This window comes from Fibrobacter sp. UWH6, assembly GCF_900142465.1.
Taxonomy (GTDB): domain Bacteria; phylum Fibrobacterota; class Fibrobacteria; order Fibrobacterales; family Fibrobacteraceae; genus Fibrobacter.
In genome coordinates this window covers 351,447-371,553 of sequence record NZ_FRAX01000002.1, presented here as the reverse complement: position 1 = coordinate 371,553, position 20,107 = coordinate 351,447, and the positions used below count along the sequence as shown (strand labels likewise).

The 20,107-nt window shown below is 50.9% G+C and carries 18 protein-coding genes; 11 read left to right on the top strand and 7 right to left on the bottom strand.

Going from position 1 to position 20,107, the window contains the following annotated elements; translation table 11 throughout:
- Nucleotides 1–295: 295 nt before the first annotated feature.
- Together BUB73_RS03465 and pgi are read right to left on the bottom strand one after the other, a co-directional pair.
- Entirely contained in the window at nucleotides 296–604 is a 309-nt protein-coding gene (locus BUB73_RS03465; protein ID WP_073161512.1) for a hypothetical protein, read from the bottom strand.
- A gap of 122 nt (nucleotides 605–726) precedes the next feature.
- Nucleotides 727–2,373: a glucose-6-phosphate isomerase gene (gene pgi / locus BUB73_RS03460; protein ID WP_073161513.1), complete on the bottom strand. Its 1,647-nt coding sequence runs from the start codon at nucleotides 2,371–2,373 to the stop codon at nucleotides 727–729.
- A 206-nt stretch (nucleotides 2,374–2,579) separates the two neighbouring features.
- Between pgi and BUB73_RS17805 the strand changes: the two genes are divergently transcribed.
- A complete protein-coding gene (locus BUB73_RS17805) occupies nucleotides 2,580–2,705 on the top strand; it encodes a hypothetical protein (protein ID WP_254917582.1) in 126 nt (41 codons plus the stop codon).
- Between the two features lie 97 nt (nucleotides 2,706–2,802).
- Here BUB73_RS17805 and BUB73_RS03455 read toward each other — a convergent pair whose 3' ends face one another.
- Genes BUB73_RS03455 through BUB73_RS03445 form a run of 3 tightly spaced genes read right to left on the bottom strand, consistent with a single transcriptional unit; the run spans nucleotide 2,803 to nucleotide 4,380 of the window.
- Entirely contained in the window at nucleotides 2,803–3,441 is a 639-nt protein-coding gene (locus BUB73_RS03455; RefSeq protein WP_073238566.1) for a Spy/CpxP family protein refolding chaperone, read from the bottom strand.
- Entirely contained in the window at nucleotides 3,441–3,797 is a 357-nt protein-coding gene (locus BUB73_RS03450) for a hypothetical protein (RefSeq protein WP_073161515.1), read from the bottom strand. The genes BUB73_RS03455 and BUB73_RS03450 overlap by 1 nt, the downstream gene beginning before the upstream one ends.
- The gene (locus BUB73_RS03445; protein ID WP_254793757.1) at nucleotides 3,781–4,380 is read right to left on the bottom strand and encodes an RNA polymerase sigma factor; all 600 of its coding nucleotides are present in this window, start codon (nucleotides 4,378–4,380) and stop codon (nucleotides 3,781–3,783) included. Before BUB73_RS03445 ends, BUB73_RS03450 begins: the two co-directional genes overlap by 17 nt.
- A 188-nt stretch (nucleotides 4,381–4,568) precedes the next feature.
- Here BUB73_RS03445 and BUB73_RS03440 point away from each other — a divergent pair, with 188 nt between their 5' ends.
- From BUB73_RS03440 to BUB73_RS03400, 9 genes are all read left to right on the top strand, one after another.
- Complete coding sequence (locus BUB73_RS03440) at nucleotides 4,569–5,537, top strand: MlaE family ABC transporter permease (protein ID WP_175549746.1); 969 nt, start codon at nucleotides 4,569–4,571, stop codon at nucleotides 5,535–5,537.
- Nucleotides 5,538–5,544: 7 nt separating this feature from the next.
- Nucleotides 5,545–6,327, top strand: coding sequence for an ABC transporter ATP-binding protein (locus BUB73_RS03435; RefSeq protein WP_073161517.1), 783 nt, complete (start codon nucleotides 5,545–5,547; stop codon nucleotides 6,325–6,327).
- A gap of 19 nt (nucleotides 6,328–6,346) precedes the next feature.
- Nucleotides 6,347–7,318 (top strand): MlaD family protein, encoded by a 972-nt coding sequence (locus BUB73_RS03430; protein WP_073238572.1) that lies wholly within the window; start codon nucleotides 6,347–6,349, stop codon nucleotides 7,316–7,318.
- A complete protein-coding gene (locus BUB73_RS03425) occupies nucleotides 7,318–8,055 on the top strand; it encodes an ABC-type transport auxiliary lipoprotein family protein (protein ID WP_073283589.1) in 738 nt (245 codons plus the stop codon). Before BUB73_RS03430 ends, BUB73_RS03425 begins: the two co-directional genes overlap by 1 nt.
- A gap of 17 nt (nucleotides 8,056–8,072) precedes the next feature.
- The gene (locus BUB73_RS03420; protein WP_073161520.1) at nucleotides 8,073–9,602 is read left to right on the top strand and encodes a DUF1538 domain-containing protein; all 1,530 of its coding nucleotides are present in this window, start codon (nucleotides 8,073–8,075) and stop codon (nucleotides 9,600–9,602) included.
- 8 nt (nucleotides 9,603–9,610) lie between these two features.
- Nucleotides 9,611–10,027 carry a hypothetical protein gene (locus BUB73_RS03415; protein ID WP_073161521.1) on the top strand — a complete coding sequence of 139 codons (417 nt, stop codon included), beginning with the start codon at nucleotides 9,611–9,613 and terminating at the stop codon, nucleotides 10,025–10,027.
- Entirely contained in the window at nucleotides 10,024–10,383 is a 360-nt protein-coding gene (locus BUB73_RS03410; RefSeq protein ID WP_073161522.1) for a P-II family nitrogen regulator, read from the top strand. Before BUB73_RS03415 ends, BUB73_RS03410 begins: the two co-directional genes overlap by 4 nt.
- Nucleotides 10,384–10,598: 215 nt before the next feature.
- Nucleotides 10,599–12,173, top strand: coding sequence for a M6 family metalloprotease domain-containing protein (locus tag BUB73_RS03405; protein WP_073283586.1), 1,575 nt, complete (start codon nucleotides 10,599–10,601; stop codon nucleotides 12,171–12,173).
- Nucleotides 12,174–12,199: 26 nt separating this feature from the next.
- Nucleotides 12,200–15,160, top strand: a complete 2,961-nt coding sequence (locus tag BUB73_RS03400) for a fused MFS/spermidine synthase (protein WP_073283583.1) — start codon at nucleotides 12,200–12,202, stop codon at nucleotides 15,158–15,160.
- 90 nt (nucleotides 15,161–15,250) lie between these two features.
- Here the strand turns inward: BUB73_RS03400 and BUB73_RS03395 are convergent, their stop codons facing one another.
- The gene (locus BUB73_RS03395) at nucleotides 15,251–16,078 is read right to left on the bottom strand and encodes an outer membrane beta-barrel protein (RefSeq protein ID WP_073238593.1); all 828 of its coding nucleotides are present in this window, start codon (nucleotides 16,076–16,078) and stop codon (nucleotides 15,251–15,253) included.
- Between the two features lie 108 nt (nucleotides 16,079–16,186).
- Entirely contained in the window at nucleotides 16,187–17,176 is a 990-nt protein-coding gene (locus BUB73_RS03390; protein WP_073283579.1) for an outer membrane beta-barrel protein, read from the bottom strand.
- Between the two features lie 217 nt (nucleotides 17,177–17,393).
- Between BUB73_RS03390 and leuS the strand changes: the two genes are divergently transcribed.
- Nucleotides 17,394–20,081, top strand: coding sequence for a leucine--tRNA ligase (gene leuS, locus BUB73_RS03385; RefSeq protein WP_073283576.1), 2,688 nt, complete (start codon nucleotides 17,394–17,396; stop codon nucleotides 20,079–20,081).
- Nucleotides 20,082–20,107: the final 26 nt, after the last annotated feature.

Here is a 20,107-nt window from a genome sequence, read left to right as displayed (position 1 = left end):
GATTGTCTCGGGTGTACACGTACTTGAAGGCGCAATCCGCCAATAGAGACGCGATTTCCGTTTTGGGGGATTCGTTGTTGCCGATGATGTTTGTTGTTTTTTGAATGTGCATATTGTCTCCTATAAGAAAAAACACTTGATTAACTCAAGTGTTCAGGAGGCTGTTCGTAACGCTCGGGATGAATATTAGAATTTATCTAAAATTTGGCAAGAGTTACTTTGTTAAAAGAATGTAAATTCAGAAGCCTCGATTTCAATGCGTAATCAGAATGACACGCTTCGCGTGCCTATTAGATTAGTGCTCGATATTCTTCAGGCGGTTGTAGGCGTCGAAACTGCAGGATTGTCCTACAAAATTGTGAGATGTGATGATACCTGCCTGGTTGACGTAGAATGTTGCGGTGCAATCTTCGCCGGCACGGAATATTGCCCGGTAGGAACCGTCTTCGGCTTCCTGCTTTTCTGTAGGCTCGCCCCAATGATCTTCAAGCATCAGGAACTTGTGGCCGTCCCAATAACGGGCGGCTGATATACCGGAAGCGGCACAGCCTTGCATCAAGACTACAGCAGCTGCCGCAGATATTACAAAAGCGATTTTTTTCATAAGACTCCTTTTAAATTATTCCCTAATATATCTTTTTTTTGAAAAGGTTTAAACAAAAAAACAGTGGCCTCGTCCGAGGTCACTGTTGCTGTGTTTTTTTGCAATCTCTAGGGAAGCTAAGCTTACTTCTGATTCTTCTTGAACCAGTTGATGAGCTGGTTGGTGGAAGAGTCGTGCTTGAGTTCGGTGTCAGCCTTCAGTTCCGGGAGGATCTTCATGGCCAGCTGCTTACCCAGTTCAACACCCCACTGGTCGTAGCTGTTGATGTTCCAGATAACGCCCTGGGTGAAGATCTTGTGTTCGTACATGGCAATGAGAGCACCGAGACGTTCCGGAGAAACGTAGTCCATCATGATGGAGTTGGTGGGCTTGTTGCCTTCGAACACCTTGTGGGGAGCGAGGAAAGCGATTTCTTCTTCAGACTTGCCTGCCTTGCGGAGTTCTTCTGCAGCCTGTTCCTGAGTCTTGCCGTTCATGAGGGCTTCGGGCTGAGCGAAGAAGTTGGAGAGCAGCTTCTGGTGGTGATCGCCAACTGCGTTGTGGCTGTTTGCCGGGGCGATGAAGTCGCAAGGAATCATCTTGGTGCCCTGGTGGATCAGCTGATAGAAGGCGTGCTGACCGTTGGTACCCGGTTCGCCCCAGAGGATCGGACCAGTCTGGTAGTCGACGCGGTTGCAGTCGCGGTCAACGAACTTACCGTTGGATTCCATGTCAGCCTGCTGGAAGTAGGCGGCCAGGCGATGGAGGTACTGGTCGTAGGGGAGCATAGCGTAGCTGGATGCACCAAAGAAGTTGTTGTACCAGACACCGATGAGGGCGAGGATAACCGGCAGGTTCTTGTCGGCAGGAGCAGTCTTGAAGTGCTGATCCATTTCGTAAGCACCCTGGTGGAGCTTCATGTAGTTATCGAAGCCGATGCGCAGGGAGATGGACAGACCGATTGCAGACCACAGAGAGTAGCGGCCGCCAACCCAGTTCCAGAATTCGAACATGTTGGCCGGGTCGATACCGAAAGCGGAAACAGCTTCGGTGTTGGTGGAAAGAGCAACGAAGTGCTTGGCGATGGACTTTTCGTCGCCGTTGAAAGCCTTGAGAACTGCAGCCTTGGCGGTTTCTGCATTGGTCATGGTTTCGAGGGTGGTGAAAGTCTTGGAAGCGACGATGAAGAGGGTTTCTTCCAGGTTGACCTTCTTCAGGGTTTCTGCCATGTGGGTGCCGTCGATGTTAGAAACGAAGAACACTTCGGGAGCGTTTTCGCCAGCATAGGGCTTGAGGGCTTCGGTAACCATCACCGGGCCAAGGTCAGAACCACCGATACCGATGTTCACCACATACTTGATGGACTTGCCGGTGTGGCCCTTCCAGGAACCGTTGCGGACCAGGTTGGTGAATTCTTCCATGTGCTTGAGAACAGCACGGACTTCGGGCATAACGTCCTTGCCGTCGACGCAGATAGGATCGTTACCCTTGTAGCGGAGAGCAGTGTGGAGAACTGCACGCTTTTCGGTGGTGTTGATCTTTTCGCCACCGAAGTACTTAGCGCGGATTTCTTCGAAGTTGGCAGACTTCAGGAGGTCCTGGAGCTTGGCCATGGTTTCGTCAGTGATGATGTTCTTGGAGTAGTCCAGGAAGAGGCCGCAAGCTTCGGCGCTGAACTTGGCAGCGCGGCTGGGATCCTTGGCGAAGAGTTCCTTCATGTGCCAGGTCTTTGCAACTTCGGAGTGGGCTTCGAGAGCCTTCCATTCCATAGAATCAGTCAGTTTAGACATAGTTTAATCCTTTCCGCTAGGCGGGAGTTAAATACGGGCGGAAATATAGAAAAAGTTGGAATAAGACAATTTCTAATATTCCAACCCCTAATACTCGTGGATGGAAAGTCCATAGATTTCTGTGACGAAACTCACCTCAAGAATGGAGAAATTTTGTAATTTGTAAAGACAGGGATGGGAAACCCTGTGGTGTAAAGGAAGGTATTATGGAACAGCGTTTTCAAGATGAGACGCATACTGAGACAAAGCAGTATGGCCCGAAGGTGGAAGCCTTCATCAGCGGCGTTCTCGCTGTTGCGACGGCCCTCCTGGTAATATTCGCCTTCGTTTAACAATTAGACTTTAACATTTAACGCACAACAAAAAATTTAACGGAAAAGGCCCCGGCAATTGCCGGGGCCTTTGTTGCTTATCAAGGAAATTCGTCTGTTATTCCCGGGGTTCGCCTTCGAACTTGGGGCCCATATCGGGACCCGTGCCGGGCTTAGGACCATGACCCTTGTGATCCTTGAACTTCTTCATGGCTTCCTTGTGGAAGGCACGGAACTTCTCGCGCTGTTCCTTGGTCAGGATCTTGTTCAGGGCGGCGATGGAATTGATGCGGTGGTCCAGCAGGGCCTTGTCGGCAGACAGGACGTTTGCCTTTGCCGTTTCGATGGCCTTGATGTCTTCGGTGTTCAGAGCTTCGCCCAGGGCCTTTTCTGCCTCGAACTTATTCTTGCGGAGGGTCTTCAGGGTTTCCTCGGCTTCGGTGCGGTTCTTTTCGAGGGCTACCTTCTGGTCGGCGGTGACCTGCAGCAAGGAGTCCATCATTTCGCGGTCAGGACCGTTAGGACCGTGGGGGCCTCTGTGACCCTTGGGGCCGTGCTGGCCCATGGGACCCTTCATTTCCGGGGGAGGATTCTTACCGTCAAATCCCGGAGGCGGCGGCATCATGCCCGGTTGGAAGCCTTCCATGGCCATGGGGCCCTTGGGGCAGGGTTTCATGCATACGGATCCTGCGAAGAATCCGGCGGAGGCGGCGAACACGATGAGGCTTGCGATAAAGAGTTTTGCTGATCCTTTCATTATTTTGCGTCCTTATAGAAATAGCTGAGGGTTACGTTTTCGTCCAATGTGTCAAAATCGTCGTTGTCGTTGTCGCTGCCCAGACCATGATACCAGCTGGATACCTCGGTAGAAGTAATGGTGCTGATGGAAATATTCTCGGAGGTGTTGGAGAATGCGGTCATGAGAACGCTAATACCGATCAGCACCAGGCTTGCGGCCAGGGGGATGGCACTCATGATGCGGAAGGGGATGAGGTTGCTGGGCAGGGCGTCTACCTTGCTGGAATCCGCGTCCAGGCGGGCGCAGACTTTTTCCCAGGAGTCTGCTCTTGGGGTGAGCTGTTCCAGACTAGAAAAATCAAGCTTGTTTTGCATGGTGGATTCGCTCCCTTATAAAGTCTTTGATACGGTGGCGGGCTCGGCTGAGTTTTGCCTTGATGGTTCCTTCGGGGAGGTTGTAAACCTCGGAAAGGTCCTTGATGTCTAAATCTTCGGCATCCTTGAGCCAGAGCATGCTTCGTGTTTCGGCGGGTAAGGTGTTCAGACCTTGGGACAGAAGTTCCGGATCGTAATGCTCGGCTTCGTTCTGTGTGTGGCCTGGAATGTCAATGTTCTCGCCTTCGTTCTGGCCTAGAGCCTCTTCTATAATGAGGAGGGCGTTTTCGCTTTCAAGTTCGCTATGTCTTTTTTGCGCTCTAAGTTTCATGAGGCAGGCGTTTACGGTTAGCTTGTACAGCCAGGTGTTCAACGCCGATTCTCCACGAAATTTATGTATCGCCTTGGGGATCTGAACGAATACGTCCATCAGGATGTCTTCGGCCTGGTCGCGATCCTTCATCATGCGGAAGGCCAGGTTCAGTACGTTCTTGCTGTGGTCCTGCCAGAGGAGGGCCAGGGCTTCGCGGCTACCGAGCTTCAGCTTTTGGATGATTGTGGATTCGACCAGATTTGTGTTCATTTCGCACTTTTGATGATTGTGGTGTTTTGGCGGTTGCAAAAAAAGTGAGACTTATATAGAAATGTCAAAAAATATATTACTTTTTGCTTATGGAGGATTTGGTTACATTAACGCTCCCGGAACGGATTGCTCCGAAGCAGTTGTCAAGTTGGCTTGGCAAGTGTATGCGCGTTCTGAGGAGGTCAGATTTGCGATTGGATGGGGCCAATTTCGTGGGGCTGGATCTGGAATCCAAGGCCCTGTTCGCAAAGTTAGCCCTGGAAGCGGAACGTCTCGGACATCGTCTGAAACTTGCGAATTTTTCGCCGGAAATAAAGGCGGAATTGTCGAGGGTACGTAAAATTGACGTGCCTGCCGGCGAAATCGCCGAGGCCGCAGGATTCGTCGAACGTCTGGGGTGGATGGGCTTTGAAGTCATTGATACCTTGAAGACCTTGCTTTACCTGCTCAGCGAAAGTGTCTATTGGACTTTTGTGGGCCGTTTTGATCGTAAGCGCTTGCCTTTTGGCGGTGTGGCCAAACAGTTGCTGCGCCTGGGTAGCGAGGCTGCCGGCATTGTCTTCTTGTTGGTATTTCTGATTGGTTTTACCTTGGCGCTCCAGAGTGCCAACCAGCTGAATACTTTCGGTGCCGCCGATTACCTTTCTGTGGGTGTGGGCTTTTTGATGTTTGCCGAAATGGGCCCCCTGCTGACTTCCATCATTTTGGCGGGCCGTTCCGGAAGTTCCATTACGGCAGAAATCGCCAGTATGAGCGTGGCCGAAGAAATCAAGGCCTTGCGTACCATGGGTATCCATCCGGTTCAGTATTTGATCTTGCCCCGCTTTAAGGCCATGACTATCGCCGTGCCTATTCTTTCCTTTATGGCATCGGTGATTGGCTGTTTTGCCGGCTTTCTGGTGGCGTTCTGGATTTGTGAAATTTCGCCCCGCAATTACTGGGAAGGTTTGCGCGGGGCCCTGCCCATGGTGCTGTTGTTCAAGAGCGTTGTCAAGTCCATGGTGTTTGGCTGGATCGTGACCTTGATTGCCTGCCTCCAGGGCTTCAGGGCTCGAGGCGGTGCCGATTCGGTGGGTAAGGCCACCACGGTCTGCGTTGTTTATTCCATTGCGGGTATCATCCTTGCGGATGCCCTGTTCTCCTTCATATTCTACTAGAGGTTTTATGACTCCCTTATTGAAAGTGGAACATTTGAAGGCGGGCTACGGACGCAAGGTGATCCTGAAGGACGTAAGCTTCGAGGTGGCTGCCGGCGAGATCCGCGTGATTCTTGGCGGTTCCGGTTGCGGCAAGTCGACGCTTCTGAATAATATTTTACAGTTAGAAAAACCCCTTGGCGGTAACATCTCCTTTTTTGGGGAAGCTTATCCTGCTACGGTCCCTATTCCCGATGAAGTTCGCAAGCGTACGGGAGTGCTGTTCCAGGGTGGCGCCTTGTTAACAAGTCTAACTGTGGCCGAGAATGTGGCCTTGCCCCTGCAACGTCACAAGCCGGGGATTCCCAAGAGCATCATGGACGATGTGATTGCAGATCGTTTGGAGAAGGTGCATCTGCTTCATGCCTTTAACAAGTATCCGTCGGAACTTTCGGGCGGTATGCGTAAACGTGCGGCCCTTGCCCGCGCCCTGGCGCTGGAACCTGAACTGCTGTTCTGTGATGAACCGTCTGCAGGTCTTGACCCTATTACCGCCAGGTCCCTGGACGAACTGCTTTTGGAACTGCGGGACGACTTGAAGATTTCGGTGGTCATCGTGACTCACGAACTTGAAAGCATCAAGACCATCTGCGACAAGTTCATTTTCTTGAAGGAGGGCGAGGTCCTTCTGGATGGAAATCTGCAGCAGGGGTTGGAATCGGATATTCCCGAGATCCGGACGTTCTTTAGGCGTGAATGCCCCGATGAATTGGGTAATGCCGGATTTATAAATTTTGACTTTGAAAACTGAGGGTAGGAAAGGATAACTTATGGAAACTACGAAAGCGGAACGAATAAGGCTAGGTTTATTCCTGCTATTGTGTTTTGTGGGAATTGTGGGCTTTGTGGGCTACCTGATTGGTGAAAAGATCCACAATCAGAAAGTTACCTATTACACGATTTTCTCTGAATCGGTGCAGGGTCTGTCGGTGGATGCCCGCGTGATGCTGAACGGTATCGATGTGGGTCATGTGCGCAAGATTCTGATTGACCCGAAGAACTTGAACAATGTGATGGTCTGGTTTGAGGTAAGCCCCGAAACGCCTATTAAGGCGGGTACCCAGGTGCAGATGACGAGTGGTATTTCGTTGACGGGAAACCGCTACCTGATTTTGAATGGTGGCGATGCCGCAGAAGAAAATCTTCCCGATGGCTCCTTTGTTCAGGCGGGCGTGAACCGCATCAGCGAAATTACGGGCCAGGCAGAAAACTTGGTGGCCCGCATCGAAATGCTTCTGGATAATTTGAACAACGTTCTGTCAGAAAAGAATGCCAAGAAGATTTCACGCACCCTCTCTAATTTTGAAGAGGCCTCCGCCGGCACCAAGACCATGGTGGCTACCGGAAACGCTCTCTTGAATAACGGCAATCGTCTGGTGAAGTCCATGGAGGCTCCGGTAGCAAAACTGGATACGTCTATGGGTTCCCTGAAGCGCATTACCGCAGAACTTGACGAGTCCCACTTGGCTATAGAAGTCAAGAATACGCTGGACCAGATCCAGGCGAAGATGGCCGCTCTCGATACCAAGCAGATGAACGACGACCTGGTCAAGACTTTGCATTCGCTGGAAGCTATGTCCAGGAGAGTGGATGTGTTCCTGTATAAGAACCAGACGAACTTTGCAGATGCTCTTAAGCAGCTGAATGCCATTCTGGAAAACCTCAACGATTTCAGCCAGAAGATCAAGAATCAGCCCTCTAGCCTGATTCGCAGTCCCAAGGCTTCTGATAGGGAGAAGTAATGATGGGTAAGATTGCCTTTTGGATGGCTTGCGCCGTTGCGATGGTTCTCACGGGTTGCTTTGGCGGCCCTGATAGGGAAGTCAAATATTACATGCTGCCTGTTCCCGAGGTGAAGAAGGCTACCGCAGATCCGGTGTTCCCCTACACTTTGATGGTGACCCATGCCTCTGTAGACCCGGCCTACCGTCGAAACAATATCGTGTATCGCGAATCGCCTTATGACTTCATGTTCTACACTTATTCCGTGTGGGCTGCCCGCCCGGAATTTCTGGTGGAACAGTCTGTGACTTCTATGATGAAGTCTTCGGCCCTCTTTGGCGTACTGGATGTGGATGTGGCTGTCAAGCCGGATCTGGAATTCATGACCCATGTGAATGCCGTGGAAGAAGTGGACCGCGGAAACGATCGCTTTGCCCGTCTGGCCGTTACCTTCACCTTGCGTAAGACTGAATCCGAGGGCTTTATCTGGCGTAAGGCTTACGATGAATCCAGGAACTATAAAGGCGACGACATGAGGAATTTTGCCGAGGCCGTCTATGAACTGCTGAAGGCATTTGCAGATGACGCCATTGACGATATCCGCCGCGTGATGAGTTTTGTTCCCGAGGAACATGTGACCGCCAAGGGGTATGAAGAATTGCCCGCCCCCGAAATGGAAGAGCCCGCCGCTTCTGATGTTCCCGCAACGGAAGCACCCGCTGCTCCGGAGGTCGAGCCGCCTGCAGTGAGCGAATAAAGCTATATTGCGGAGCGATGCTCAAAATTTTATTGGCTAAGTTAAAGGAATCCTTTGCGTCGGTGTTGCCCATAACACTGATTGTCTTGATTGTTTCCTTTACGCCGCTGGTGTCGCTGAGCTTTAAGGAAATGGTTGTCTTTGCGGTTTGCGCCGTATTTCTGGTGGTGGGCATTGGCCTGTTCAACCTGGGCGCTGACCTGGCCATGACCCCTATGGGTGAACATATGGGTTCCGGTCTTGCCAAATCCCGCCGCGTTCTGTTGCTGGCTTCGGTCTGCTTTGTGATGGGCGTGCTTATTACCATTGCGGAACCGGATTTGTCGGTGCTTGCGGAGCAGGTGAAGAATGCTGTGAACCCTACCATGCTGATTGCTACGGTAGGTATCGGCGTGGGTCTGTTCCTCTTGATTTCCATTTTCAAGATTGTTTTTAAGAAGGACCTTTCAGCGATTATCATCTTCTTCTACATGGTTCTGTTCATGTTGGGAATGTTGATGGTTTCGCTGGGCAAGGAAGTTTTTGTGCCGCTGGCCTTTGATAGTGGCGGTGTGACTACAGGCCCCATTACGGTTCCCTTTATCATGGCCCTGGGTGTGGGTGTGGCTGGTGCCATTGGCGGTAAGCATGCCAGCGAAAACAGCTTCGGTCTGATTGCTCTTTGCTCTGTTGGCCCCATGCTTGCCTTGATGGGTCTTGTTCTGTTTGCTCAGGGTGACCTGACTTATACCCTTTCCGAAGAAGCTTATTCCATTGACGCAAGCCTTGGTGCGAATTTCTTGCCGGCGGTGGCAGGCGTTGCCAAGGAAGTGCTGGTTGCCCTTGGGTTGATCGTGGCGTTCTTCGTGACCTTGCAGCTGACGGTGCTTAAGCTTTCTCGCGCCAAGCTGGCCCAGATCGGCTTCGGTATCGTATATACCTTTGTGGGACTTGTGATTTTCTTGACGGCTGTGGCGGTGGGCTTTATGCCTATTGGCTTTGAATTGGGGCAACAGCTGGCTCAACTGCCCCGTGCCCTGGTGATCTCTGGTTTTGTGATTGGAATGGTGGTTGTTCTTGCGGAACCTGCCGTTCACGTTCTCAATAAACAGGTAGAAGAAATTACTGGCGGCCTTGTCACCAAGCGCTCCATGTTGATCGCCCTTTCTGTAGGTGTGGGTATTTCTATCGGACTTTCCATGATCCGTCTGATTTATGGATTCCCGGTAATCTATTACCTTATTCCCGGTTACTTCCTTTCTTTGGGACTTTCCTTCTTTGTGCCTAAGCTTTATACGGCCATCGCCTTTGACTCCGGTGGTGTGGCTAGCGGCCCCTTGACTTCCAGTTTTATTTTGCCTTTGGCCATTGGTGCCTGCTCTGCCATTCATGGCGAAGGTGGCATTTTGAGCTATGCTTTTGGTGTGGTGGCCATGGTGGCCATGACTCCGCTGATTACGATTCAGATTCTGGGTTTTAAGGCGGTGGCCTCTAGATTTGTAAGAAACCGAATGATGATGCGTCGTATCCAGGATGCGGATGACGAACAGATTATTGACTTTATGTAGGGAGAGGTATGGCTGATTTAAAGAAGTACATTCGTCGCGCCCCTGCAAAGTCGGGTCATTCCAGGGTTTCAATGAATAAGCTGAAGGTGCTGATTACGGTGGTGAGCCGCAGCAAGGCTGATTTCTATATGGACCACATCCAGAGTTTTGGCGTGAATATGCAGATGGTGGTTTATGGCCAGGGTACGGCTCCCAAGGAAATTGCCACTGCCATGGGCCTTACGGATTCTGACCGTGCCGTAATCTTTAGCATTATCGGTGACGAAAACTTGACCGCGGCCCTGGACAGTCTTGAAGAAAAGTTTAACACCATCGTGGGCGGTAAGGGCATTGCCTATACCATTCCCATGGCAAGCATTATCGGTAAGTCCATTTTTAACTTTTTAAGCGACAACCGCGATGCGGTCCGGAGAAATGAACAATGAGTGGATTCAATCACGAAGTCATTTTTTGTATTGTGAATGCGGGTTTCTCTGAAGCCGTGATGGATGCTGCCAAGGAAGCTGGCGCTCGCGGCGGTACCATCCTGAATGCACGCGGAACTGCAAACAAGGAAGCGGAATCCCTTTTCCACATCGCTATCCAGCCCGAAAAGGAAATCGTCATGATCCTTGTGGATGCAAAGATCAAGGATGACGTTCTCCATGCCCTTTACCAGAAGGCTGGCCTTGATACCATGGGCCAGGGAATCGCGTTCTCGCTGCCGGTGGATAACGTGGTGGGCCTTACTCCGTGGAAGGAACGCCTTACCCAGAAGATGGCTTCTATCGTAAAGAAATAATTGTCAATAATAAAATGCCCTTCATAACGCCATCGTAAGATTGATGTCGTAAATTGTAATAAATGTTTTTTGAAAAATATTTGTTTGCAACTCGTTTTTAATCAGAAGATGACATCTGTCGATTGTTTCAATAATAAAGAAAACAAGTAAGCAAACTTTTACTTTGTTTGTTGTCAAATCGGGTTAGATTATTGCTATTGGATACAGGAGGATTGATGCGGCTTTTTAATATTGCGGTTTTATTGTTGATTGAGGCAACGGCTTGCTTGGCGTATCCTCTTTTAAATAAGAATATTACCCAAGGGGATGTTCGTGTTCCTGTTATTCTCGTACAGTTTGAGGATGTCAAGTTCGCAATTGAAAATCCTAGGAACTTCTATACGGATTTTCTGAACAAGGAAGGGTTCAAGGAAGGTGACAATTTCGGCAGTGTCAGGGATTACTACGTCTATAATTCCATGGGGGAGTATCGCCCCTCTTTTGATGTGTATGGACCCATAACCCTTCCGAATGCCAAGGAATTTTATGACAACCCCTCGAACACTACGGGAGATGAAGCTGAATTAGCTTTTTCCCAGGCTGTTGATACGTTGCTTTCTCAGGGTGTGAATCTTTCTGTGTATGACAACGATGGTGATGGCTATATTGATTTTTCTGCTTTTATTTATGCAGGGGAGAGAACGTATGTTGAGCGTTCCTTGTGGCCTGCGATGCATAAGGTTTCGCTCAAGATCAGTGACAAATTGTTTGTTCGTCGTTTTGCCAGTGTTGATGAACAGAAAAGTATTTTAATTTTCGTTCACGAGTTCGGCCATATGCTTGGCTTACCGGACATTCGTGTTGGTTACGGCTCAACTGTTGTTGGATCCTGGTCGATAATGGACCAACCAAAAGATCCTTCGCCGCTGTATTCTTCCTTCGACAGAATGCTAATGGGTTGGCTTGTTCCCTCGGAACTGGGAAATGAAGAATTTGTACGCTTGGACAAGTTGGACGACAACGTAGCGATTTCCATTACCAATCCCGAAAATGATAATGAGATGTATATGTTGGAATTCCGAACCAATAAAAAATGGGACATGGGACAAGCTAATTCCGGCATGTTGATATGGTATGTGGACTATAGCGACTCAGCTTGGGAAATGCAGGTAAATGCTTTTAGGTGCCATGCTCGTGAGTATCTTGTGAGGGCCAAGTCAGGAATGAGGATGGTTTTAGCTGGTGGAGAGGTTTGCTCCTATGATGCTGGCCCTGCCCTTCCCTCCGACGTGTTCCCTGGAACCGGGAATGTCACTTCATTTGACGGTTTTGTTTTTCGCAACGGCCTTAACATGAATATTACGCTATCCGAAATCACGGAGTCCGAAGACAAGAACTATGTGACGTTCAAGGTTTCTAGGTCCACGCCGTATATGGAGGAAATAAAAATTTCGAGCTCAAGTTCTAGTGCGGTTTTTGTTCCTCACTTATCGTCTTCGTCGCGGAGTGTTCCCTATTCATTTAGCTATGCTGAAATTAATGACTCTTTGAAACCTTTTGGAACGGGAAAGCCGTCTATTACGCAGATGTTTCGTACTAGGGCAATGCTGCGGAATGGATCCCTGCACATTCGTTCGTCTGTGCCAGGAGAAAAGAACGTGAGACTGTTCTCGCTGAATGGGCAGGTTTTGTACGAAATGAAAATGAACGGTTTTGATATAATTGTCCAAGTGCCTAGTCATGTTCGTAATCAAAAGTTTATCTTGATTATTGAACAAGATGGAATAAACCTGACGAGGGCTGTACTATAGTGGCATAATTTGTATAAATTTACGCCATGAATATTCTGATTTATTTCCTGTTTGCCTTGTCGGGCTTTGCTGGCCTGATTTACGAAGGTTCCTGGGCGCGCTACCTCAAATTGTTCCTGGGACATTCCAGTTACGGTCAGGTGCTGACCCTCTGCATTTACATGGGCGGCCTTGCCATCGGTAGCTTTGTTGCCGGAAAACTGGTGACGAAGACTAAGCGCCCGCTCTTGGGCTACGGCTTGGTGGAATTGGGTATCGGTATTGGCGGCGTGGCTTACCACCCCATGTACAACTGGCTGACGGGAATTTTCTATGACTCCGAGTTTACGGCGTCTTTGAGTTCTCGCGGTGCAGAAATTGCCAAGGTGATTCTGGCGACAGGTTCTACGCTCCCCATTGCCATTGCGGTGGGTATGACGTTCCCCTTCATTGCTGCGGGCCTTATGCGCAAGAGCGGTGCGGAAGTTTCGCTGCCCATGCTCTACTTTACCAACAGCCTGGGCTCTGCCATCGGTATCTTGGCTACCAGCTACTTGCTGATTCCTGAAATTGGTAATCATGCTACGTTGATTGTGGCCGCTTCCATCAACTTCTTGCTGGCTGCAGTTTTCGGTTTTATCGGATTGGCGACTTCTCCTGTGCATGCGACTGACGACGAAGGCGAAGAAGAAGACCCCAACGAAGATTTTGTGGCGAAGCACAACTTGCCCATGCCGCCTAAGAATGCCTGGCTGTGGATTGCGGCGGTAACGGGCCTGACCAGTTTTGTGTACGAGATTGTGTGGACTCGACTGCTTTCCCTTTTGATGGGGAGCTCTAGCCATAGTTTTGACCAGATGCTTTCTGCATTTATCTTGGGCCTTGCCATCGGCAGTGCTGTCAGCGGTAAGCTCCTGAAGAAGGATTCTCTGGTGGTGCTTTCCCTGGCCCAGATTTTTATGGCTTTCTTTGCGCTCTGTACGCTGTATTTCCATCAGCCGTTCTGGGCCATGATGAACGAGGCCAACCAGATTTTTAATCCGACTACGGATGGTTACGTTTGCTGGAGTCTGTTCAAGTACGCCTTGTCTTTGCTGTGGATGGTGCCTACCAGCTTCTTTGCCGGTATGACTTTGCCGCTGATTACCTTGATCTTGACTCGTGCCTTCAAGAGCGAAGCTCCCATTGGCAAGGTGTACGGCTGGAATACTCTGGGTTCCATTATCGGTTCTGCTGGCGGTGGACTTTTGCTTTTGCCGTTGTTGCAGCTGAAGGGTGCCCTTGTGGTGGCTGCCTTGCTGGACTTTGCCATTGGTTTTATTCTGTTGGCCGTTTACCGCAAACGTTGGCGTCGCAATGTCATGTTCTATGTGGCTGCCGCCGCCATGGTTTTGCCGACCCTCTTTGTGAACTTCGATCCTCATCTGGTAACGTCCGGCGTATTCCGTTCTTTCAAGAACTTGCATCCCGATGAAAAGATTCGTGTCATTGATGGAAAGACGGCGACCATCAGCTTCCATGAATCCAAGGTTCACTATTATGTGAAGACTAACGGTAAGGCTGATGCCAGCTTGAACAAGGACCGCACTCAGCCTATTTCCAGTGATGAACTGACTCAGGCGGCAACCGCCTTTATGCCCATGGCCGTAAAGACTGAACCTTACGATGCCGCCATGGTGGGTTTCGGTAGCGGTATGGGTGCCCATTATTTGCTGGCCGACCCCTTGCTGAAGGATTTTGACTGCGTTGAAATCGAAGAAGCCATGATGGATTTGGCCAAGGGTTTTTACCCCTGGAATAACCGCGGATATGACGATCCTCGTATTCACATTTTTATTGACGATGCGACGACCTTCTTCCATACGAATCATCGCCAGTATGACATGATCATTAGCGTTCCCTCTAATCCTTGGGTCAGCGGCGTGGCCGGTCTCTTTGCCCACGAGTTCTACGCCAAGATGCGCCGCTATATGAAGCCGGGCGGACTTTGGGTGCAGTGGATTCAGACTTATGAATTTAACGATCTGATGTTCCTGAATATTCTGAAGGCTCTGGACCAGACGTTCCCTTATGTCAGTTTGTACAAGTCGACGGATGAACCGGATATTATCATGATCGCCAGCGACCAGCCGGTTTACCAGAAGGGTATCGGCCGCTTTAGCACCGACTCGGTACTGGTGAAGGAATTTGAGCGCATTCATCGCGATCCGGAATTCTTTGGCGAAAGGAACTTCCTGTTTACCAACAAGATGGTTTCGTCTCTGCTTGATGGTGTTGAACCCAACAGCGTCTTTGTGCCTATGGTGGATAATCGCGCCGAGGAAGCCCGCTTTGTTCACTCCGAGGCTCACATCGTGCAGGTGTTCGATTCCTGTGAAGTCTGCTGGCCGGAATATCTCGATCCGGAAGATTTTGCCAAGCGTCGCCCTGCCCGCGTGAAGGCCATGGCCGCAGAAGAAAAGGATGCCTTCAAGGAAATGGCCTTGATTGCTTATGTGGAACAGCTGATGAAGGACGCCACTCCCGTCGTGGCTGATTCTACCGCCCAAGAGGTGGCTCAGGTGGTGGCGTCGGCAGATACGGTTCTGGAAGCCTCTGTGGGGTACACCAAGTTCCGCGAGGAATATGCCGACTACCTGCGAGGCGTTCCCCTGGAGGTTCGCGATTCCAACAGCGTTTATGTGAAGGTTCGTGAGGCGGTTGCCGCTGGCGCCTTCCCCCAGAGTTTTGTGGATGAATTCAACATCACGGAAGCGGCTCGAGCCAAGGATTACGCCAAGGCAGCCCTCTTGATGGCTGACTTCTATGACCATTACGAGATGCAGGACATGGATGAATTTTTCCTGCGCAATTGCGTAATCATGGCTCTGCAGGCTGGAGAGGCGGACCTTGCCGACGTAATCTACAAGAATGCGATTCAGATGAACGACCGGTTCTTTGCGGTAGAAAAGCGCTTGATGGAACGCGAAATCCAGAAGCTCCGGAAGACCTTGGCAGCCAAGCGCTAGGCTTGGCGGCTTTGCCTTTCTTTTTATAGGTATGCATAAGAAAAGACCTGTTCGTTGGAACAGGCCTTTTTAATATCTGCAAATCTTTTTTTAGAACATGAAACTTACACCGACGCTGGTGTAGAATGTGTTCAATGTTGATTCGGAGAATGCTTCTTCAGCCACCAGGGTTTCGTTCAACAGACTGGTAAAGCACCAGACAAATCGCAGGTCGAGACTGACCCAGCGAGTCAGCATGTAGCCCAGGTCGAAAACACCGCCCACTTCCATGCCGGAGGTGGCCACCGTATTTTCGCGAGTTTCGCCACTGGTAGAAAATTCAGAGGAACCGGTGAGCTTCAGGCCGAGATTCACACCGGCACCGATGAAGAAGCCCCAGTCTTCGACGGTATAGCGGACAACCATGGGGATTTCAAACATCATAATGTCGATGCTTGCCTCGTTGGTGTAAATCTCCATGTCCTTTTCGTAGGTGTAATAGCGGTAGTTGAAAGTCAGTTCTGGAACCAGGCTCAAGTGCTTGATGCCCAGGTTCATCTTGACCAGAAGACCGCCACCGATCTGGAAGCCGGTTCCCCAACCATCGGAGTTGTGACCCAGGAAGGTGTTGGCGCCGACCTGACCGCGGACGCCAAGGAGCACGGCGCGAGCGAAACCTTCGTTACGCTGACGTTCAATGTCGGATTTCTTGGTGGATTGTGCCTTATACTTGGCATAGGCGCTGGCGTATTCTTCGTCATTGGCGAATTCGCTGTCGGCGGAGCCGTCATAGGTGGCTTCTTCTTCGACGGGAGCCTTGTTGGCGTCGTCGGCAGAGACCCATTCATCGTCGCTGGGAGTTTCGCTGTCCTGGGCCCATACGGGCATGGAGAGCGCCATAGTCAGTGCTGCTAAAAGGCTAAACTTCTTGAAATTCATGATGTAAAAATAAAAAACTAGCTTGGAATACCAGCTAGCTAAAATATTTTATTCGTGTAAAAATAGTGTTGAAAAAAAAGTTTACTTAAGAAACGGGAAGTTTAGTCTCTAAAGTAGGAGAGTTACACCCAAAGTTACGTGGCTTGTAAAGAGCTTGGTTTTCATCAGGGTGGATTCGGCGATAACGTCCTGGTCCAGCAGGTTTGTGTAGTTCTGGACATAGCGCAGGTCGACCTGCAGATTTTTATTGATAACGTAACCGATGTTCAGGAGGCTGCCCAGTTCCACGCCGACGGTGGGCATAGTGTTGCTGCGCTTATCCTTGTAATGTTTATCCTTGGTGTCGACGGTCTGCTTGAATTCGGTTTCGCCTGACATCTTGAGACTGATGTTTGCGCCCAGGCCCAGGAAGAATCCGTCTTCATCGAAGGCGTACTGGATAAAGGCGGGAATCTGGAACAGCATTTCAGAAATGCTTGCTTCGTTGTGGCTGTAGTCGTTGTCGCCTTCGTAGCTGTAGGTGCGGTAGCTGAAATCCAGGCCGGCGGCGACAGAGAAATCGTTTCCGATGGGGAGCTTGGCGATGGCGCCTGCTTCTAGGTCAAAGCCTACGTTCCAGCCGTCGGTATGGTTTCCGAGGAAGTTCATGTTTGCGCCGGCACCGGCTCTGAAGCCGAACTGGATGGACTTGGAGAAGCCTTCTTTGCGGGCGCGGTATTCGCTGGCGTTTTCCTGCACGTAGTTGGCGCGGGTGTCTTCGTCATCGAAGAATTCTGTTACCTTCGTGGAATCCGCTGCCTTGGTGGAGTCCTGTGCTACGGAATCCTGGGCGGTTGAATCCGTGCCGTATACGACGGTCTTTACTCCGTTTTCATCTACAGTCTCTACACCGTTTGCGTTGTCGCTCTGCGTATCATCCGTAGAATTGGAAACTTCGTTAAATTCCATTCCGCAACCGTCGCCGACGCAACCACTATTGTCCTCTTCGCCGGAACCTTCGAAAACTCCCTGGGCGAATGCGGTGGAATAGAATCCGCCTAGGGCAATTGCCATGGCGATGGTCAAAATCGGCTTGTGAGAAAACTTAGGTGCGAACATACTTGAATTATAACATTTTGAAAACACTTTGTTTATGTATTTTCTAAATTTTTCGCCGTAAAATTTTAACTAGCCGTGAGGTATGAGGTCGCCTGCCTTGGCGGGCTTTGAGGTTTGAGTTGAATAGTGGCGCTTCGCGCATCATAAAGGTGCAGCGAAACTGCGATTATAAGGCTCGTTACTCGTTGCTCATAACTCACCGCTGAACGAGGAAAAAATGGCAAAGTATAATCCGCAAGAAATTGAAACCAAGTGGCAGGCTTACTGGGCTGAACATCAGACCTTCAAGACTGGCACCGATCAGTCCAAACCCAAGTTCTACTGCCTGGACATGTTCCCGTATCCCAGTGGCGCTGGCCTCCATGTGGGTCACCCCGAAGGTTACACCGCAACGGATATTATTTGCCGCTACAAGCGCTCCAAGGGTTTTAACGTTCTCCACCCCATGGGTTGGGATGCCTTCGGCCTCCCCGCTGAACAGTATGCAATTCAGACCGGAACACACCCGGCAATCACCACCAAGAAGAACTGCGACAATTTCCGCCGTCAGATCCAGCGCCTTGGCCTCAGCTACGACTGGGAAAAGGAAGTGAACACCACCGACCCGAAGTACTACAAGTGGACCCAGTGGATTTTCAAGCGCCTTTACGGTACCTGGTTCGATGAGGTCCAGCAGAAGGGCCGCCCCATCGAAGAACTGCCCATTCCCGCCGACGTACAGGCTCAGGGTGCAGCAGAAGTTCGCAAGTTCAAGGATTCCAAGCGTCTCGCTTACTACGCCGACGCTCAGGTCTGGTGGTGCAAGCACTGCAAGATTGTTTGCGCTAACGAAGAAGTTCTGAACGACGGTTCCCATGAAAAGTGCGGCACCAAGGAAGTGGAACGCCGCAACCTGAAGCAGTGGCTCATGCGCATTCCGCATTATGGCGACCGCTTGCTGAAGGGCCTCGATAAGCTGGATTGGCCCCAGGGCGTGAAGGACATGCAGAAGAACTGGATCGGCAAGAGCCAGGGTGCAGAAGTGGATTTCGCAATCGCTGATGCAAACGGCAAGCCCACCGAAAACAAACTCCGCGTTTATACCACCCGTTGCGATACCCTGTTTGGCGCAACCTACATGGTGGTGGCTCCTGAACACAAGCTGGTTCCGACCCTCACTACCCCGGAACAGAAGGAAGCCGTAGAAGCCTACGTTCATGCCGCTGCTTTGAAGAGCGACCTGGACCGTACCGAACTGGCCAAGGAAAAGACCGGCGTGTTCTCTGGCTCCTACGCCATCAACCCGCTGACCGGCACCAAGATTCCGGTTTGGGTGGCTGACTACGTTTTGACTGGCTACGGCACCGGCGCTATCATGGCAGTGCCCGCCCACGATACCCGCGACTTCGAATTTGCAAAGAAGTTCAACTTGCCTGTTATCTGCATCATGGAACCGGACGCATCCTGCCCGGAAGACGTGAAGCCTCAGGTTCTCGCCGGTGAAGCCTGCTGGGCTGCCGACGGCACTTATATCAATAGCCAGAACGACACCCTCTGCCTCAACGGCCTCAACAAGGAAGCTGGCAAGGCTAAGGTAATCGAATGGTTGGAAGCCAACAAGATCGGTAAGGCTACCGTGAACTACAAGCTCCGCGACTGGCTCTTCAGCCGTCAGCGCTACTGGGGTGAACCGTTCCCCATCATCCACTGGGAAGATGGCGAAATCTCTACCGTCGACGATGCAGAACTCCCCGTGCAGTTGCCGGACCTGCAGGACTACAAGCCGGGTGACGGCGGTCAGTCTCCGCTGGCCAACGCAACCGAATGGCTCAACGTTGTAGACAAGAACGGCCGCAAGGGCGTTCGCGAAACTAACACCATGCCGCAGTGGGCTGGTTCTTGCTGGTACTACCTCCGCTATATCGACGCCTGCAACGGTGACGCATTCCTGGCCAAGGAACTTGAAAAGTACTGGATGCCTGTCGATCTGTATGTGGGCGGTGCAGAACACGCTGTGCTCCACTTGCTGTACAGCCGTTTCTGGCACAAGGTCCTCTTCGACCTGGGTCTCGTCTCTACCGACGAGCCGTTCCAGAAGCTCTTTAACCAGGGTATGATTCTTGCCTTCGCTTACGAAGACGCAGCCGGCTCCAAGGTTCCCACCGACGAAGTGGAAGAAAAGAACGGCAAGTTCTTCAAGAAGGGTACCGACATCGAACTGAAGCAGATCGTTGCCAAGATGAGTAAGTCTCTGAAGAACGTTGTGAACCCGGACGACGTGGTTCGCGACTACGGTGCAGATAGTCTTCGTTTGTACGAAATGTTCATGGGTCCTCTGGATGCCGTGAAGCCTTGGCAGACCAAGGGCATCGAAGGTATGAACCGATTCCTGGGCCGCGCATGGCGTTCTGTGGTAGGCGACGACGATGCTGCTCCCGTCTTCGTTGACGAAGCCGCTCCCGAAGAAATCCAGAAGATTATGCACCAGTCCATCATCAAGGTCACAAGCGACATTGAAAACATGAGCTTCAATACCGCTATCAGCCAGCTGATGATCTTCAACAACGAAATGATGAAGATGGACAAGCGCTACCGCGAACCTTGCGAAACCTTCGTAAAGCTCCTGCAGCCCTTCGCACCCCACATCGCTGAAGAAATGTGGAGCATCCTCGGTCATGAAGGTTCCCTCACCAACGTGGCATGGCCTGAAGCCGACGCAAGCAAGGCTGTGGAAAACACCGTCGAAGTCGTGTTCCAGGTGAACGGCAAGCTCCGTGCCAAGGCAAGCGTCGCCAAGGACATGGACAAGGCCGCTTTGGAAGCCCTCGCCATGGCTAACGAACGTGTTCAAGAGTTTACCAACGGCAAGACCGTCGTGAAGGTTATCGCAGTTCCTGGCAAGCTGGTGAATATCGTGGTGAAGTAAAGGTCCCTGAGCCTGTCGAAGGGCCC

Coding starts and splice junctions, on each gene's coding strand:
- BUB73_RS03465 (WP_073161512.1), bottom strand. CDS start 604: ATGAAAAAAATCGCTTTTGTAATATCTGCGGCAGCTGCTGTAGTCTTG.
- pgi (WP_073161513.1), bottom strand. CDS start 2,373: ATGTCTAAACTGACTGATTCTATGGAATGGAAGGCTCTCGAAGCCCAC.
- BUB73_RS17805 (WP_254917582.1), top strand. CDS start 2,580: ATGGAACAGCGTTTTCAAGATGAGACGCATACTGAGACAAAGCAGTAT.
- BUB73_RS03455 (WP_073238566.1), bottom strand. CDS start 3,441: ATGAAAGGATCAGCAAAACTCTTTATCGCAAGCCTCATCGTGTTCGCC.
- BUB73_RS03450 (WP_073161515.1), bottom strand. CDS start 3,797: ATGCAAAACAAGCTTGATTTTTCTAGTCTGGAACAGCTCACCCCAAGA.
- BUB73_RS03445 (WP_254793757.1), bottom strand. CDS start 4,380: ATGAACACAAATCTGGTCGAATCCACAATCATCCAAAAGCTGAAGCTC.
- BUB73_RS03435 (WP_073161517.1), top strand. CDS start 5,545: ATGACTCCCTTATTGAAAGTGGAACATTTGAAGGCGGGCTACGGACGC.
- BUB73_RS03430 (WP_073238572.1), top strand. CDS start 6,347: ATGGAAACTACGAAAGCGGAACGAATAAGGCTAGGTTTATTCCTGCTA.
- BUB73_RS03425 (WP_073283589.1), top strand. CDS start 7,318: ATGATGGGTAAGATTGCCTTTTGGATGGCTTGCGCCGTTGCGATGGTT.
- BUB73_RS03420 (WP_073161520.1), top strand. CDS start 8,073: ATGCTCAAAATTTTATTGGCTAAGTTAAAGGAATCCTTTGCGTCGGTG.
- BUB73_RS03415 (WP_073161521.1), top strand. CDS start 9,611: ATGGCTGATTTAAAGAAGTACATTCGTCGCGCCCCTGCAAAGTCGGGT.
- BUB73_RS03410 (WP_073161522.1), top strand. CDS start 10,024: ATGAGTGGATTCAATCACGAAGTCATTTTTTGTATTGTGAATGCGGGT.
- BUB73_RS03405 (WP_073283586.1), top strand. CDS start 10,599: ATGCGGCTTTTTAATATTGCGGTTTTATTGTTGATTGAGGCAACGGCT.
- BUB73_RS03400 (WP_073283583.1), top strand. CDS start 12,200: ATGAATATTCTGATTTATTTCCTGTTTGCCTTGTCGGGCTTTGCTGGC.
- BUB73_RS03395 (WP_073238593.1), bottom strand. CDS start 16,078: ATGAATTTCAAGAAGTTTAGCCTTTTAGCAGCACTGACTATGGCGCTC.
- BUB73_RS03390 (WP_073283579.1), bottom strand. CDS start 17,176: ATGTTCGCACCTAAGTTTTCTCACAAGCCGATTTTGACCATCGCCATG.
- leuS (WP_073283576.1), top strand. CDS start 17,394: ATGGCAAAGTATAATCCGCAAGAAATTGAAACCAAGTGGCAGGCTTAC.